This is a genomic window from Dokdonia sp. Hel_I_63 (assembly GCF_007827285.1).
In the GTDB taxonomy this organism is placed as follows: Bacteria; Bacteroidota; Bacteroidia; order Flavobacteriales; family Flavobacteriaceae; genus Dokdonia.
Genome location: NZ_VISD01000001.1, coordinates 3,298,603 through 3,314,796, shown reverse-complemented (window position 1 = coordinate 3,314,796; position 16,194 = coordinate 3,298,603). Strand labels below are relative to the sequence as shown.

The window sequence follows — 16,194 nt, the reverse complement described above, 5'->3', positions numbered from 1 at the left end:
AAATTCATACATATTATGGGATTACATAAAATTTTAAAACTCATTGTTGGTATCGTAGGTATCGTAGCACTTGTTGTTGCTGGTATGGTATGGGCAAACAATGAAGCCATCGTAGGTGGTGACTCACAGAACCTTGTTGATATCATGATTCTCCTTGCATGGATAGTTATAGGTATCGCAGTAATACTCGTAGCGATTTTTGTTATCAAAGGTCTATTTTCGGGTAACGCAAAGAATACACTAATAGGTGCTGGAGCATTCTTGTTAGTAGTTGCTATATCTTACTTCGCTGCAAGCGGAGCAGAAGAAGTTGCAATGAAAGACGGAGAAATTCTATCTGCTAGTGGTTCACAATGGGTAAGCGCTGGTATTAATGCATTCTTTATTCTTGCGGCTGTCGCAATTGTATTAATGGTTATTTCTGGAGCTAAGAAACTTGTAAATAAATAATTATGGCTAGGAGAAATGCACCAGAAATTAATGCAGGGTCTATGGCAGACATCGCATTCTTACTACTTATCTTCTTCTTGGTAACTACTACCATTGAAAAAGATAGAGGTCTAGTAAGAGCGTTACCGCCAGAGCAACCTGAGAATGTGGAGCCTCCTATCATAAAAGAAAAGAACCTTTTTGTTGTTATTGTAAACAATGAAGAACAGCTTTTGGTTGAAAATGAGCCTATGGAGATGAAAGATCTTCAAGCAGCAGCCATTGCTTTCCTAGATAATGGGGGAGTACCAAAAGGACAAGAAGGGTATTGTGACTATTGTCAGGGAGAACGTAATCCGAGTTCATCGGATTATCCTGATAAGGCTATTGTTACTGTAAAGAGTCTTCGTGAGTCATCTTACGAGTCTTTTATTACAGTTCAAAATGAGCTAGTAGGAGCATATAATTTCTTACGTGATAGAGAATCGCAACGTTTATACGGGTGGAAGTACACCGAAGTAAGTAAAGCGATAGATGAAGGTGTTTTTAAGGGTAACGAAGATGCAACTGAGAAAAAACTTGATATTATCAAGAACATGTATCCTCAGAAGCTTTCTGAAGTAGACCCTAATAACTAATATAAAAACAATAACAATATGTCAAAATTTAGAAAAGGCGGTGCTAAGGAATTACCAGCGGTTAATACTGCTTCCTTACCAGATATTGTATTTATGTTATTATTCTTCTTTATGGTAGCTACGGTGTTACGTAAAAATGACGTTAAAGTAGCTCAAATTTTACCTTCAGCAGATCAAACTGAGAAGCTTAAAAAGGATCGAAGTGTATACATCTTTGCTGGTACTCCAGGAGAGGGATATAAGAACCTTGGTACAGAAGGGAAAATACAAATTGGAGACAAGTTTGTAAACATAAACGAAGTACAACCAGCAATACTCGAAGAGCGTGAAAAGCTTAGAGATGAGCTTAAAGACCGTGTAATGGTTGCCTTTAAAGTAGATAAGGAAACTAATTCAGGTTTGGTATATGACGTAAAGCAGGAGCTTAGACAAGCAAACATGCTTAAGGTAATTTATATTACCACACAAACGGATGATGCTGTAACGCAATAGTCCTATATTAAATTAGTAAAAAAACGTCTTGAGGTAACTCAAGGCGTTTTTTTATTTTCAATACTCATTGTCATTTCTCTTATATTTGTTACAAATTCTTCCACTTGAAATACTACCTATTTTTAACCATTTTATTTCTCACTATTGGTCTTATGGCTCAAGAGGAAGCTATTTCGTATGAGGAGGAGGTTGATTCCTTGTATAGAGAAGATCAAGTCTATGTAGGTGTTACATTTAATTTATTAAGTAATAAGCCAGCAGACTTTAGTCAAAATGGTCTTAGTGCCGGAATACAGGCTGGAATTATTAGGGATTTTCCAATCAATAAGCGCCGGAATAAAGCTATTGGTGTGGGAATAGGTCTTGCGCTAGATACGTATAATCAAAACTTATTTATACGCGACGAAGTCGCGGGTAATGTGACAAATTATGAAATCCTTGATGATCAGATAAACGAAGATGTAAATAGATTTACTACATATACTCTTGAGTTTCCACTTGAATATAGATGGCGCACATCTACAACGACCAAGTACAGTTTTTGGCGTATACATACTGGAGTAAAATTAGGTTATTTATTCAGGTTCAAATCTACTTTTCAAGATGCGAGTTCTGATGTTGTTCGTACAGATTTACCTGAGATAAATAACTTTCAGTACGGACCATCATTCTCTTTTGGCTACGGAGCTTTTAATTTTCAAGGGTATTATGGTTTAAGCACCCTATTTAATGACGGCGCGCAAATAGATGGCGATAACGTCAACCTTCAGGTGATTCGTTTGGGATTAATTTTTTACTTCTTATAAGTGTACGCTTTCGCGAAAGCGTGACACTACTACTACTACTACTATTATTATTATAGCCAATAGGGGTAAACTAGAAACTGCGAAGCGGCACCTATTATAAATCCTAAAATAAGTTCAATAGGAGTGTGGGCTTTTGCATCGAGTCTCGATGTAGCTGTTGCGCCACAAGCAAAAATCCCGACTGCAATCCAGGGAAGCATGTTTGAGCCATAGTGAAGACTGAGTCCTATAATAAAGAATAAAACTCCCGAGAGTCCTATCATGTGAAGACTTGCTTTAAACTTAAAAAGAGATAGTAAGAATGCTCCAGAACTAGCTCCTAAAATTCCGACAAAGAAAAAATAAAGTGCGGGAATCTCATAACCGTCAAATATTAATCTTATTAATAGAAAGATGAATACCATCTGCATAAGTAGCGGCCATTTGCGCTCCCTTACATCCTTGAGGTGTATACTTGAGACGAGTTGTAGGTTTTTAAGCATGTAGAAGCTTAAAATGGGTATTACAGTGGTCATTATAGCCGCCGCAAAAACTTTAGAGTACATGAACTCATTATTAAAATATCTAGGTGAAATGTAGAAGTAATACAAAACACCACTCAGCGGCATAAATAGAGGGTGAAAAATATAGGAAAAGCTACGTATTAAAAATTTCATTAAATCTGTTTACGTAATCTCGCTACTGGAAGATCTAGTTGTTCGCGATATTTAGCTACCGTTCTACGTGCTATAGGGTATCCTTTTTCTTTTAAAATGCCCGCAAGTTTATCATCTGTAAGAGGCTTGCGCTTATCTTCTTCCTCGATAACCATTTCTAAGATTTTTTTGATCTCACGTGTAGATACTTCTTCACCTTGATCATTTGTCATGCTCTCAGAAAAGAACTCTTTAATAAGTTTTGTTCCGTAAGGTGTGTCTACATATTTACTATTTGCTACTCGAGAAACGGTGGATACATCCATTCCAATTTCTGTAGCGATATCTTTCAATATCATAGGCCTTAGGTTGCGCTCATCGCCAGTCAAGAAGTATTTTTCTTGATAATGCATGATGCTACTCATAGTGACAAAAAGTGTTTGCTGTCGCTGTATAATGGCTTCTATAAACCATTTGGCTGCATCAAGTTTTTGCTTAATGAACATTACCGCATCTTTCTGTGCTTTGGTGCGCTCCTTAGATTCTTTGTAACCTTTAAGCATGTTACTATAATCTCGAGAGACCTTAAGTTCTGGGGCGTTACGACCATTTAGTGAGAGTTCTAGCTCGCCATCTACTATGCGTATGGTGAAGTCTGGAACAACGTGCTCTACTATTTTTGTGTTACTAGAGTATGATCCTCCTGGTCTTGGATTAAGATGCTCTATCTCATTAATAGCATCTTTAAGTTCCTCTTCGGTTATGTGGAACTTAGCCATAAGCTTTTTGTAATGCTTCTTGCTAAAATGGTCAAAAGACTTTTCAAGAATGTCAACAGCTAGCGATACAGATTTTGTAGCTGGTTTTCTATCTAGTTGTAGCACCAGACATTCTTGTAAATTACGTGCGCCGACACCTGCAGGATCAAGATCTTGCACTTTAAAAAGCATTTTTTCTATAACCTCTTCAGATGTGTAGATGTTTTGAGTAAAAGCTAGATCGTCCATAAGATCTGCTAGCGGACGTCTCAGGTATCCTGCTTCATCTAGAGAGCCTATGATAAATTCGGCCACCTCGCGCTCTTCAGAAGATATTCTTACGGTATTGAGTTGTGTTTTTAGATATTGATTAAATGATGTTCCAGAAGCATAAGGGACTTGTTTGTCCTCATCATCTGCACTATAATTATTTGCGCTCAGGCGATACTCTGGGATTTCATCATCACTTAGGTAATCATCCACATTAATTTCAACTTCTGGCGCTTCATCGAAGTCATCAGTATTGTCAAACTCTTCAAAATCATCTTGTACTTCCTCCTTGCCGCTATCGAGCGCGGGATTTTCTTCCAGCTCTTGTTTGATTTTTTGTTCAAACGCCTGCGTAGGAAGTTGGATAAGCTTCATCAGCTGGATTTGCTGAGGAGAAAGCTTTTGCGAAAGTTTAAAATTAAGTTGCTGTTTTAACATATAAAACGAAGTTACGAAAAAGCAGTAGACAGTGATGAGAAATATATGTTAAGCAAACTTTTAATTAATAGAAGTTATGCTCTCTTATATTTGAGATTTTAAAGCGTATTTGAGGGTTTGGGTTTGTCTTAAATTTAAAGTGTGTTTACGACTTTTCTAATCGCTACGAGATTGCTTAATAATTGCTCAAGATATGCAAGGTCAAGCATATTTGCGCCATCACTTTTTGCATTTGCAGGGTCAAAGTGCGTTTCAATAAACAGTCCGTCTACATTATTTACAATTCCGGCTCTTGCTATAGTTTCAATCATATCTGGTCTTCCACCAGTAACTCCACTTGATTGATTAGGTTGTTGTAAAGAATGTGTAACATCAAGTACCGTAGGGGCATACTGTCTCATCGTAGGAATTCCTCTAAAATCTACAATCATATCTTGATAACCAAACATAGTCCCGCGATCTGTAATCCAAGCATTTTCATTACCTGTGTCATGCACTTTTTGTACAGCATGCTTCATAGATTCTGGAGACATGAATTGTCCCTTTTTTAGGTTTACTACTTTTCCTGTTTCGGCAGCAGCGACTACAAGAGAAGTTTGTCTTACTAAAAATGCAGGAATTTGTAATACATCTACATATTGTGCTGCGAGAGCAGCATCAGAACTTTCGTGAATGTCTGTTACAGTAGGTACATCAAATTCTGCAGAAACCTTTGCTAGAATCTCAAGAGCTTTTTCATCTCCTATACCCGTAAAACTATCTACTCTACTACGATTTGCTTTTCTAAAACTTCCTTTAAAAACATATGGTATTTTTAGAGTGTCGGTAATTTTTACCACCTTCTCTGCAATGCGCTTTGCCATATCTTCTCCTTCTATAGCGCATGGGCCACATAGTAGGAAAAAGTTATTGGAATCTGTATGTTTTATTTTAGGTATGTTAGAAAGTTTCATCGTTTAGTTTTTAATTGTTTCCTGGATTTTTCTTAGGAATAAATGGGTGTTACAAAGATAGTATTAAAACAGATGAGCATTGTTACTTCTTGATAGAAGTGGTTTGCTTATCAGGTTTTGCATAAGAAAATCTGTCTATAAGTTTTGGAGAAGCATAAGCGTCAAGTCCGTTTATGGTTACTCCCATAGATGCTTCTAGATCAATCCATCCATCTTCATCTAGGCAGTTATCTGGTATAAAGATTTCCTTAATAGCTCCTATCATTAAAATAGTCCCATTTTCCTCAATTTTGTATTCATTTACGTATTCGCAGGCAATTTTAATATGTGCTTGTTTTACAAATGGTGCTTTCGAGTTATTTAAATATTCAGTTTGTAATCCGGTAGCGTTAAACTCTGAAACGTTTTCCTCGTAAGCTGCAGCTGTTTGGTGTGATTGTGAGATGATTTCAGTATTAATGTGGTTCACTGTAAAAACTCCCGTCTCTTTAATGTTTTTATATGTATGTCTAGGGACCGTAGTAGGTCTCATGATAAAGCTTAACATAGCAGGGCTACTTCCTATGTGTGTGACAGAACTAAAAACAGCTAGATTTTCATGGTCATCCTTAGATATAGTACCTATCAGGTTGGCGCTTTTATATCCCGTAACACTATTAATAAAGTTCGCACGGTAACGCTTATCCATTGCGCTAATTGCGTCGTCGTCAAAATGTAGTATCTTTTTCATTATTTCCAAAAATACGGATTATGAAAGAGCAGTTTCAGGATTACTTTGGCACAAACAAGGAAACTTGGGAAAAGAAAGTCCCTATACATGCAGAGAGTAGCTTCTATGATATGCCATCATTTTTAGATGGTAAAAATTCTCTTAATAGCTATGAGCTTGATGCTTTGGGAGATGTAAATGGTAAAAGTTTACTCCATCTTCAGTGTCATTTTGGACAAGATACGTTGAGTTGGGCAAGGATGGGTGCTCTGGCAACAGGAGTAGATATTAGTGAGGAGGCAATTACGCTTTCGCGAAAGCTAAACAAACAACTAGGTTTGTCTGCCGAATTTGTGTGTTGAAATGTTCTCGATACTTCAATACATATTAAAGAGCAGTTTGATGTTGTTTTTACAAGTTATGGTGTGATAGGGTGGTTGCCAGATTTAAAACCTTGGGCGCTTGTGATTGCAGAACGATTAAAGAGTGGAGGAACGTTCTATATGGTAGAGTTTCACCCCATCGTGTGGATGTTTGATTATACAGGAGATAGGCCTGTAATGAAATATGGCTACAACCAAGATGAGCCAATTTACGAAGAATATCAGGGCACTTATGCTCAGCCACATGCGACGATGATAAGTAAGGAGTACGGATGGAATCACGGTTTAGGTGAAGTGGTTACAGCTCTTATAGATGCCGGTCTCAAAGTAGAATTTTTAAGAGAGCACCATGCTTCTCCTTATGATGTTCTTCCGGATTTGGTTATAAATGAAAATGGCCTTTACGAAAGTAAAGACCATTTATATCCATTAATTTTTGAGATAAAAGCTACTAAAGTTTAGTGCGCATCCTCTTTAAGTAGTTCTGGAAATTTCTGTGCAAAACGTCTATATCTTGGGATAGAAACATTTTGAATATATGGGTTATTTGGATTGTTTTTCTCGTAATCTTGGTGGTAGTCTTCGGCAATCCAAAATTTTTGAAACGGTAGCACTTGAGTGCTTATGCGACCATTGTATGTAGATTCATTTAAGGCAGCAATAGTTTCATCTATTATTTTTTTCTCGCTATCGTTTTGATAGAAAGCGATAGAACGATATTGAGGTCCAGCATCTGGGCCTTGACGATTTTTTGTAGTAGGGTCTTGTGATCCAAAAAACACATCTACCAGCTGTTGAAAAGAGATTACCTTTGGGTCATAAATTACTTCCACAGCTTCAGCATGAGTTGTATTTCCGTAGCTCACTTGTTTGTAAGTTGGATTGTCTTCTTTGCCGCCACTGTAGCCACTTACTGCCTCGTCAACACCTTTTACCCTTTCAAAAACTGCCTCTACACACCAGAAACATCCACTAGCAAAATATGCTCTACTCATCCCATCTTGAAACGTCGTTTCTACTGGGTTAAGCATAGCTGTAGGCTCAGTCATAGGTTTAGGATCATGGTTGCAAGCCATAAAAGTAATGAGTGTAGCAAGGGAGGCAAGTAATTTCATAAATGTTTATTTAAAGTCTATAAAAGTACACCATAAGAGTTGAGATTGTTGTTATGGTTTTGTTAATCAAAATGGGTCATATGTTATAAGCACTCGTCATTTAATCTATGATTGTCCTATTCTGTAATTATAAAATATCCTTATTATAACTAATAGGCAAAAAAAAGCCCTCTATAAATAGAAGACTTTTTAATGTTGTAAGGAAAAGTGGTTAGAGCTTCTTAAAAAGCTTTACCATTTTCTCATGTTGCTCGTTTGCTAGTTCGCTATCTATTAAGATACGACCAGAATGCTCATCTGTGATAATTTTCTTACGTCCAGCAATCTCAACCTGTACTTGTGGTGGGATTGTAAAGTAAGATCCCCCAGATGCTCCACGCTCTATAGGTACAATAGCAAGGCCGTTACGTACACTAGAACGAATTCTCTTGTAGGCTTTAACTAAACGGTCTTCAATGTTAGTTTCATATTCTGCACTTTTAGCTAGAAGTGCTTGTTCTTCTTTCTCTGTTTCAGAAAGAATAGCATCTAGCTCGTTTTTCTTGTGCTTAAGGTGATTCTCACGTTCTCCAAGGCGTTGCTTAGTTTGCGTGATAACTTCTCCTTTTTGCTCAATCTGTGCTTTATACTCACGGATATTTTTCTCTGCAAGTTGAATTTCAAGTTCTTGGAACTCTACTTCTTTGCTCAAAGCATTAAACTCACGGTTGTTACGTACGTTTTTTTGCTGCTCAGAGTATTTTTTAATAGATGCTTTTGAGTCATCTATCTGGATTTTTTTAGCCTTGATAGAGTCGTCTACCAATTTTAAATCGTTTTCTAACTTCTCGATGCGCTTGTTAAGACCAGCTACTTCATCTTCAAGGTCTTCAACTTCCAGTGGAAGCTCTCCACGTACATTGCGGATCTCGTCCACACGTGAATCTATAAGTTGTAAATCGTAAAGCGAGCGTAGTTTTTCTTCTACTGTTGCTTCTTTCTTCTTTGCCATACGTTAAAAATAGTTGATAGGATTGGTATTTTCCTCAGATAAAATGATTGCAAAAGTACTAATTTTTTCTGTAAGATAATCGCATATTAGGTTTTTCGTATATCGCTCACTTTCATAATGTCCCACATCGCACAAAAGGATGCGGCTTTCAGCTTGATAATAGTCGTGATATTTTAAATCTGAAGTAACTAGTACATCGGCTCCTTGAGCTTTTGCACTTTTGATGGCAAAGGCTCCGCTGCCTCCTAGTACGGCTATTTTCTTTACAGGCTTACCCAACAATTGTGAATGACGTATACCACCTGTTTTAAATTGCGCTTTCGCGAAAGCTAAAAAATCCATTTCACTCATTTCTTTATCAAGCTCACCTAACATACCCATGCCTACACTTTGTAGCGTATTTTCTAGTGAGGTAATCTCATATGCAACTTCTTCATAAGGATGATTTTCAAAAAGCGTTTGTAAAATTTTAGACTTAAGGTGTTTTTCAAACGTAAGATGTATTTGTGTCTCTGGTTCAATATGTTTTGTGCCTCTACTCCCTATCACAGGGGTAGAGTTTTCATTTCCTTTAAAAGAGCCTTGACCTTTTACTTCAAAGCTACACTCTTCATAATTGCCTATACTTCCAGCTCCAGCTTGAAATAATGAATCAGTAACGCTCTTTACAGAAGCGTGGGGAACATAAGTGGTGAGTTTGTAAATATGATGTTGTTTAGGGCTTAGAATCCTAGTATTTGATAGATTGAGGGCTTTGCACATCCCAAAGTTAACACCGTGTTCTACGTTATCTAATGCTGTGTGAATTGCAAAAATGGCAACATCATTTTTAATGGCCTTTTGAACTACTCTTTGTACATAGTTGCTTGATGTAAGCCTTTTTAATCCTGAGAAAATTATAGGATGAAAGCAAACAATGAGATTACATTTTTTTGCAATTGCCTCATCAACTACATTTACAAGTGCATCGTGTGAGACAAGAATATTGCTCACTTCTTGGTAAGGGTCACCTACAAGAAGACCGACATTGTCAAAATCTTCTGCATAAGCAAGTGGTGCCCATTCATTAATTAAATTACTTACATCTTGTACCTTCATAAGCGTAAAGATAAAAAATGATACCTTCGTTTTATGAGAAAACTACGTCTCTTGTTATTTCCCGTTGCGGGAATTTATTATTTAGTTACGCTTACGCGAAATAAGCTCTATGACACCGGAATATTTAAGTCAAAAAAATATGATGTTCCAGTGATATGTGTGGGTAATTTAAGTGTGGGAGGAACTGGGAAATCCCCAATGACTGAGTTTGTAGTTCGGCTTTTACAGGATGATTACCGAGTAGCTACGCTAAGTAGGGGCTACGGACGAAAAACGAAAGGATATCTGGATGTTAATCCAGAAAATCAAGCAACTATGGTAGGTGATGAGCCATTGCAGTTTGCTCAAAAATTTAATAATATCCAAGTTGCAGTCTGTGAAGATCGTCAAACAGGAATCGAAACCTTGTTGTCAAAAGTTGATCCACCTGAAGTTGTAGTTTTAGACGATGCTTACCAGCATAGAAAGGTAGGGGCTGGGTTTTATATGCTATTAACAGCATATAGTGATTTGTATAGCAACGACTTCTTGCTGCCTGCTGGAAACTTAAGAGAACCTCGAGCTGGCGCAAGTAGGGCAGAGGTCGTAGTTGTAACTAAATGTCCAGAGAATTTAAGTTCACAAGAACAACTATCTATTGTTGATTCTTTAAATGTAAATAAAACTCAGCAAGTATATTTTTCAACAATCTCATATGATGAGAAGGTATATTCTGCTCTAGGGCCCGTACCGTTAAACCGTCTTAAGGTTAAAAAGGTTACGCTAGTAACGGGAATTGCAAACCCTAAACCGCTGTCGGCGTATTTAGCTAGTCAAGGGTTGTCATTTTCTCATGAGGCGTATGGAGATCATCATAATTTTACAAGCTCTGAGATCGAAATGCTTGAAACATTAGATTGTATCCTTACTACAGAAAAAGATTATGTAAGACTTCGTCCTTTGCTTAAGATGAGGGACTTGTTCTATTTGCCTATAAAGGCGCAATTTCTGGATGGTGAAGAGTTGTTATCTGGAGAGATTAAAAACTTTGTCTCAGGTTTTTAAAAGCAAGTAAATTTCAACAGAGCGTTTTAGCTAAGTACTTTGCTATTTCTAAGTCCGTTGTAGATTTTTTGGAAAAACTCTTCTACCTTATATGGTTTAGGGATAATGTCATTAAATCCAACAGCATGGAATTCATCAATGTTTTCGTCTATCGTAACAGCGGTAAGTGCTAGTATAGGGATGTCTTTATCAAACAAACGAATTTGTTCTGTAGCTTCTATGCCACTTATTCCAGGCATATGTATATCCATTAGAATAAGGTCAAATTTTTCTGTGCGTGCTTTTTCAACAGCAATCTCCCCGTTATCAGCTGTTTCGCAGGTGATTTTGTTCTTTTCAAGAATCTTCCGAGTAATCATCTGGTTAATCTTATTGTCTTCTACTACAAGTATGTGACGATTCTCAAGGGCATTATAATCTATTTCGTACACGATTTCATTTGCATTTGCTTCACCTGGTAGTGTCTTGATCAAGTTGTAATTAAGATCAAATTTAAAAGTAGTTCCCTTGCCTAAGGTGCTTTCTAATAATATCTCGCTATTAAGTAGGTCTAGTAGATTCTTAACAATAGATAGCCCTAAGCCTGTACCGCCAAATTTTCTATTAATAGCTACAGAGCCTTGAGTGAAGTTTTGGAAAATTGTCTTTTGTTTCTTTTTTGAAATTCCTTCGCCATTATCTTCAATTTCAAAGTGTAGTTTAATGTCTGATTCGCCTTGGCTAATCTTCTGTACGCGAACCCATACGTCACCATCTCGAGTGAATTTTATCGCGTTTCCTACTAGGTTGATTAGTACTTGAGAAATCATTAATGGATCTCCCAGAAGTTCTGTAGGGATATTTGGATCAAAGTCAATATGTAATTTATTTCCTTTATCTCTAGCAGATTTACCTAAGGCAAATAACACATCTTCAATACGTTTTTTAATGTTAAATGCTGTTTCTTCTACCTCTACTTTATTTGCCTCTAGTTTATTGAGGTCAAGTATGTTATTTATAAGGGAAAGTAGATACTCTCCAGAAAATTTGAGAGAGTCAAGGTGCTTTTTCTGATCTTCTGTTGGGTTTTCAGAAAGGAGTAAGTGTGTTAATCCTGTAACAGCATACATAGGTGTTCGTAGCTCATGCGTTATTGTGGACAAGAACTGGGCTTTTACCATGGACGCTTTTTCTGCATTATCTCTTGCAATTACAAGCTCTACGTTTTTAGCTTGCAAAAGCTCATTAGCTTTTGCTCTAAGGTTGTTATTCTTGTATAATGATAAGGTAAGCAAGGCAAGGATAGAGCAGAGGGCAATACTGAGTACAAGTGTAAGTCTCATTGCTCTAGAGTTTCTATCCTCTTCGATTTCAATAGTTTTTTCTAGTCGTTTTACCATTTCATCAAGTTCTGGGCTCTCTGATGTAGGTAATGGAACGCTTGACACTGTGCTTAGTGTATTTTGATCTGTTGCCTGATAATATGATGTTAAATAATCATTAGCCTCTCTGTAGTTGCCTCGTCCTTGCGCAACAAGGTGCTTAACTTTAAAAAGTGTACTATTTATGCTGGGATAATTATTAGAACTTAACAAAGATTCAACTTCTAATAATGTCTCATCTGCTTCTTCAAGTCTTCTCAATTGAGCAAGGCTTAATGCCTTATTAGTCAGGGCTTGAGTTTTTAGATAGTCACTTTTTTCATTTTTTGCGTATTCAATACTCTTATTGTAAGATGAAATGGCGTCTAGGTGACTTTCGCTATCTCTTAAAATGTCACCTTTTAACGTGTGTAGTTGGGCTTTAAGGTCGTCTCGATTACTGTTTTCTAGAGTTACAATACCATTTGCAATATAGGTTAGAGCGGTTGTTGTATCTTTTTTTATAAGAGCGAGTTGAGTGGCTGTGATGTAACTCTGTCCTAAGAGATCGAGGCTTTTAGTTTCTTTCTGTAAAGCTATTGCGCGTTCGTTTTCAACAAGAGCTTTTTCGTAATCATTAAGTTGGAAATAAAGTTTTGCAAGAGTTCCAGATGCAAGACCTATGCGCTTTGTGTGGCCTATGCCAGTTGCAAGGTCTCTAGAATACTTTAGTATATCAATGGCTTGATTGTAATTGCGATCAGAAACTGCAATTACAGCTCGCTTAAGAAGCGAGTCTATTTTATCATTGGTAAGCGTTTCCTCTATATTCTCTCTTTCTTGGGCAATACTTATCACAGGATAAGAAAGAAAAAGCGCTATAAGAAAACGTACTAATAGCAAATTCATAAGAAATTCTGATTATTCAACTGCAATATATATTATTTTGTAGAAATCCGTAGTATTAAGTCAACTATTCTGCTAGAATATCCCATTTCGTTATCATACCAGCCTATAATTTTCACCATCTTACCTATAACAGATGTCATTTGTGAATCAAAAGTGCATGAGTAGGGATTTCCTACAATGTCTATTGATACTATGGGATCTTCTGTATAAGATATAATACCTTTAAATCTTCCTAATGATGCTTTGCGCATAGCTTCATTAATTTTGATAATTGAGGTGTCTCTTTTTACATTGAATGTAATATCCGTGAGAGATCCATTTGGAACTGGTACTCGTATTCCACAACCACCTATTACATCAGAGAGATGAGGAAAGATACTTGTTAAGGCTTTGGCTGCTCCAGTGGTAGTAGGTACAATACTTTGTCCTGCCGCCCGTGCTCTTCTTAAATCGCGGTGCGGTTGATCATGTAAACTTTGATCTGTTGTGTAAGAGTGTATTGTAGTTATGTAGGCTTGCTCCACACCACACAATTCGTCTATAATTTGCACCATAGGTGCAGCATTATTTGTAGTACATGATGCGTTTGAAATAATAGTGTCGCTGTCTTTTATTTCATGATCATTTACTCCCATAACGATCATGGGTATGTCTTCGTCAAGTGGCGGCACACTTAAAATTACTTTAGCTGCGCCAGCACTTATATGTTTTTCAAGATCAATTCTAGTTTTAAATTTACCCGTACTTTCTATAACTATATCTGGAGATGTAACATTCCAAGGGATATTGTTTATCTCGCGCTCATTATATAGCGGGATAATTTTACCGTCTATAATGATAGTATCCTCACTATGTGACACCTCTTTTTTAAGAACACCTTGAATACTATCGTATTTGAGTAGATGAGATAAAGTGCGGGCGTCTGCTAGATCATTAATTGCGACTACTTCCATTGCAGGATGCTCTTCAATAAGTCTAAACACAGTACGCCCTATGCGGCCAAAACCGTTGATAGCAATCTTAAGTGTAGTCATGCTTTTATGTAAGGTGTTTCTGTGCTTTGTAAGAAGAGCGCACGAGTGCACCACTCTCCACATGACGGAATCCCATTTCTAAACCAATCTTCTCATATTTCTGAAACTGATCTGGAGTGATAAATTGTTTTACAGGAAGGTGTTTTTTTGAAGGTTGTAAGTACTGACCTATTGTTACGATATCTAAATTAACAGATCGTAAGTCCTTCAAAGTTTGAATTACTTCTTCTTCAGTTTCACCTAAACCTAGCATAATACCAGACTTTGTACGCTTAATGCCGCTGTCTTTTAAATATTTTAAAATTCCAAGACTACGTTCATATTTTGCTTGTATACGCACTTCACGAGTAAGACGTTTTACAGTTTCCATGTTGTGAGACACCACTTCTGGTGCTACAGTCACAATACGATCCAGTAAATCTTCTCTACCTTGAAAATCAGGAATAAGAGTTTCTAGAGTTGTATTTGGATTCATGCGTCGTATAGCTTGTACAGTTTCTGCCCAAATTATAGTTCCCATATCCTTGAGGTCATCGCGATCTACAGAAGTGATCACTGCGTGCTTAATGTCCATTAATTTAATAGATCGAGCAACTTTTTCTGGTTCTTCCCAATCTACTTGCTCTGGACGACCCGTTTTTACACCACAAAATCCACAAGAACGAGTACATGTGTTCCCGAGAATCATAAATGTTGCGGTACCTTCACTCCAGCATTCACCCATATTTGGGCAACTTCCAGAGGTACATATCGTATTAAGACTGTATTTGTCTACTAGACTACGTAGGTCTTTATATTTCTTACCAGTAGGTAGTTTTACGCGAAGCCATTTTGGCTTTGCGACGCGCTCTGGCTTAGTAATAGTGAGTTCTTCTTGCATAGCATTTTTTATAGCGTTACAAAGATACTAAATAATGAATTGTGGGTTGTTACGCTTTCGCGAAAGCGTACTCTTAATATAACAATTGAATTTCCTTAAGATCGTATTCATTTACTACATCGTTTTCTTCTTGAAGCAGAAGTTTTCCAGACTCTGAAACACCTTTGATTATCCCAACAAACTGACGTTCATCTACCGAAAGAAAAGTAGCAGGCTTGTCTTTTTTAAATAAGTGAGCTTCATAATCATTTTTGATGGTGTTGAACTCTCCTTTGAGAAGTAGGTCAACATAGTGATGAAATCTCTTGAGTAGTAGCGATAAAATTTCTTCTAACTCAAAATGAATTCCAGTTCTTGATTTTATAGAGGTGGCGCGAGGTACATTCTCCCACTGTGTCTGATTAACATTAAGTCCTACACCTAAGATCATTGCGTCAAGTTGCCCGCCTTTTATGACACTCTCTATAAGTATGCCGCATATTTTGTCGTTATCTGTCAATATGTCGTTTGGCCATTTGACACGAACATTTTTTATTAGAAGTTGAGATAACACATCTTTAACAGCAAGGGAAGCTGCCATAAGGGCATAAAATTGTTCATCAATGGTAATTCGCTTTACTTTTCTAAAGACGCTGAAAGTTAGGTTTTTACCACTCTCTGTTTGCCATTGAGTGCCCATTTGTCCTCGTCCAGCGGTTTGTTCTAATGCCCAGACTACGATGTCTTCCTCTGCGTTTTCTTCTTTGGAAATACGTTTGAGGTAATCATTAGTCGAGTCAATGGTATGAAGTTTGTCTATGCGCATATGTAAAACACCCAGTCTAAACTTGTGTTAAGACCGCAGAGTAACGTAAATTTGTAATAACTTTGTGTAAATTAAAGAATTTAATGGTAAATAAGGAAAAGAATACAGATCAATTAATTGCTAAGATTGTCGAGGGAATTGAAGATGTGAAGGGACAGAATATTGATATACTGGACCTTAGAGATATAGAAAATACGGTTTGTGATTATTTTATCATATGTGATGGAACATCAAACACGCAAGTGGGAGCTATCGTAAGTTCCATACAAAAAACTGCTAGTAAGGCTTTGCAAGAAAAAGCATGGCATATAGAGGGTATGGAAAATCAAGAATGGGTGCTCATGGACTACGTTAATGTAGTTGTTCATGTTTTTCAAAAGCACATACGTGAATTCTATGATATAGAAAGTCTTTGGGGTGACGCAAAGATTATTACAATCCCATCAGATTATTAAAAAAAAGATTAA

17 protein-coding genes and 1 pseudogene are annotated in these 16,194 nt (G+C 37.0%); 7 read left to right on the top strand and 11 right to left on the bottom strand.

Features of this window, described 5'->3' with window-relative positions:
* The first annotated feature begins 15 nt into the window (after positions 1–15).
* From JM84_RS14650 to JM84_RS14635, 4 genes are all read left to right on the top strand, one after another.
* Positions 16–450, top strand: a complete 435-nt coding sequence (locus JM84_RS14650; RefSeq protein ID WP_013751252.1) for a hypothetical protein — start codon at positions 16–18, stop codon at positions 448–450.
* Between the two features lie 2 nt (positions 451–452).
* Positions 453–1,067, top strand: a complete 615-nt coding sequence (locus JM84_RS14645; protein ID WP_013751253.1) for an ExbD/TolR family protein — start codon at positions 453–455, stop codon at positions 1,065–1,067.
* A gap of 18 nt (positions 1,068–1,085) precedes the next feature.
* Complete coding sequence (locus JM84_RS14640; RefSeq protein WP_013751254.1) at positions 1,086–1,559, top strand: ExbD/TolR family protein; 474 nt, start codon at positions 1,086–1,088, stop codon at positions 1,557–1,559.
* A 104-nt stretch (positions 1,560–1,663) separates the two neighbouring features.
* Positions 1,664–2,365, top strand: coding sequence for a porin family protein (locus JM84_RS14635; protein ID WP_013751255.1), 702 nt, complete (start codon positions 1,664–1,666; stop codon positions 2,363–2,365).
* A 50-nt stretch (positions 2,366–2,415) separates the two neighbouring features.
* Here the strand turns inward: JM84_RS14635 and JM84_RS14630 are convergent, their stop codons facing one another.
* The 4 genes from JM84_RS14630 to JM84_RS14615 all read right to left on the bottom strand — a co-directional run bounded on the left by JM84_RS14630 (position 2,416) and on the right by JM84_RS14615 (position 6,149).
* Positions 2,416–3,021 (bottom strand): hypothetical protein, encoded by a 606-nt coding sequence (locus JM84_RS14630; RefSeq protein ID WP_013751256.1) that lies wholly within the window; start codon positions 3,019–3,021, stop codon positions 2,416–2,418.
* Positions 3,021–4,466 (bottom strand): RNA polymerase factor sigma-54, encoded by a 1,446-nt coding sequence (gene rpoN / locus JM84_RS14625; RefSeq protein ID WP_013751257.1) that lies wholly within the window; start codon positions 4,464–4,466, stop codon positions 3,021–3,023. Before rpoN ends, JM84_RS14630 begins: the two co-directional genes overlap by 1 nt.
* 134 nt (positions 4,467–4,600) lie before the next feature.
* Positions 4,601–5,419, bottom strand: coding sequence for a 3-deoxy-8-phosphooctulonate synthase (gene kdsA, locus JM84_RS14620; RefSeq protein ID WP_013751258.1), 819 nt, complete (start codon positions 5,417–5,419; stop codon positions 4,601–4,603).
* A gap of 82 nt (positions 5,420–5,501) precedes the next feature.
* Complete coding sequence (locus tag JM84_RS14615) at positions 5,502–6,149, bottom strand: flavin reductase family protein (protein ID WP_013751259.1); 648 nt, start codon at positions 6,147–6,149, stop codon at positions 5,502–5,504.
* 20 nt (positions 6,150–6,169) lie between these two features.
* Between JM84_RS14615 and JM84_RS14610 the strand changes: the two are divergent.
* Positions 6,170–6,973, top strand: a pseudogene (locus tag JM84_RS14610) (class I SAM-dependent methyltransferase).
* Here the strand turns inward: JM84_RS14610 and msrA are convergent.
* The 3 genes from msrA to JM84_RS14595 all read right to left on the bottom strand — a co-directional run bounded on the left by msrA (position 6,970) and on the right by JM84_RS14595 (position 9,715).
* Positions 6,970–7,626: a peptide-methionine (S)-S-oxide reductase MsrA gene (gene msrA, locus JM84_RS14605; protein ID WP_013751261.1), complete on the bottom strand. Its 657-nt coding sequence runs from the start codon at positions 7,624–7,626 to the stop codon at positions 6,970–6,972. The pseudogene JM84_RS14610 and the gene msrA sit on opposite strands and share 4 nt — an antisense overlap.
* 211 nt (positions 7,627–7,837) lie before the next feature.
* Entirely contained in the window at positions 7,838–8,617 is a 780-nt protein-coding gene (locus JM84_RS14600) for a zinc ribbon domain-containing protein (RefSeq protein ID WP_013751262.1), read from the bottom strand.
* Positions 8,618–8,620: 3 nt separating this feature from the next.
* A complete protein-coding gene (locus JM84_RS14595) occupies positions 8,621–9,715 on the bottom strand; it encodes a Nif3-like dinuclear metal center hexameric protein (RefSeq protein WP_013751263.1) in 1,095 nt (364 codons plus the stop codon).
* A gap of 33 nt (positions 9,716–9,748) precedes the next feature.
* Between JM84_RS14595 and lpxK the strand changes: the two genes are divergently transcribed.
* Positions 9,749–10,759 carry a tetraacyldisaccharide 4'-kinase gene (lpxK, locus tag JM84_RS14590; RefSeq protein ID WP_013751264.1) on the top strand — a complete coding sequence of 337 codons (1,011 nt, stop codon included), beginning with the start codon at positions 9,749–9,751 and terminating at the stop codon, positions 10,757–10,759.
* Positions 10,760–10,785: 26 nt separating this feature from the next.
* On the opposite strand, the gene JM84_RS14585 is transcribed toward lpxK, so the two are convergent.
* From JM84_RS14585 to JM84_RS14570, 4 genes are all read right to left on the bottom strand, one after another.
* Complete coding sequence (locus JM84_RS14585) at positions 10,786–13,008, bottom strand: response regulator (protein WP_013751265.1); 2,223 nt, start codon at positions 13,006–13,008, stop codon at positions 10,786–10,788.
* A gap of 32 nt (positions 13,009–13,040) precedes the next feature.
* On the bottom strand, positions 13,041–14,042 hold the full coding sequence (gene gap / locus JM84_RS14580) for a type I glyceraldehyde-3-phosphate dehydrogenase (RefSeq protein WP_013751266.1): 1,002 nt from the start codon (positions 14,040–14,042) through the stop codon (positions 13,041–13,043).
* 4 nt (positions 14,043–14,046) lie between these two features.
* Entirely contained in the window at positions 14,047–14,922 is an 876-nt protein-coding gene (gene lipA / locus JM84_RS14575; RefSeq protein WP_013751267.1) for a lipoyl synthase, read from the bottom strand.
* Between the two features lie 73 nt (positions 14,923–14,995).
* Positions 14,996–15,727, bottom strand: a complete 732-nt coding sequence (locus JM84_RS14570) for a biotin--[acetyl-CoA-carboxylase] ligase (protein WP_013751268.1) — start codon at positions 15,725–15,727, stop codon at positions 14,996–14,998.
* Between the two features lie 83 nt (positions 15,728–15,810).
* Between JM84_RS14570 and rsfS the strand changes: the two genes are divergently transcribed.
* Complete coding sequence (gene rsfS / locus JM84_RS14565; protein WP_013751269.1) at positions 15,811–16,182, top strand: ribosome silencing factor; 372 nt, start codon at positions 15,811–15,813, stop codon at positions 16,180–16,182.
* Positions 16,183–16,194: the final 12 nt, after the last annotated feature.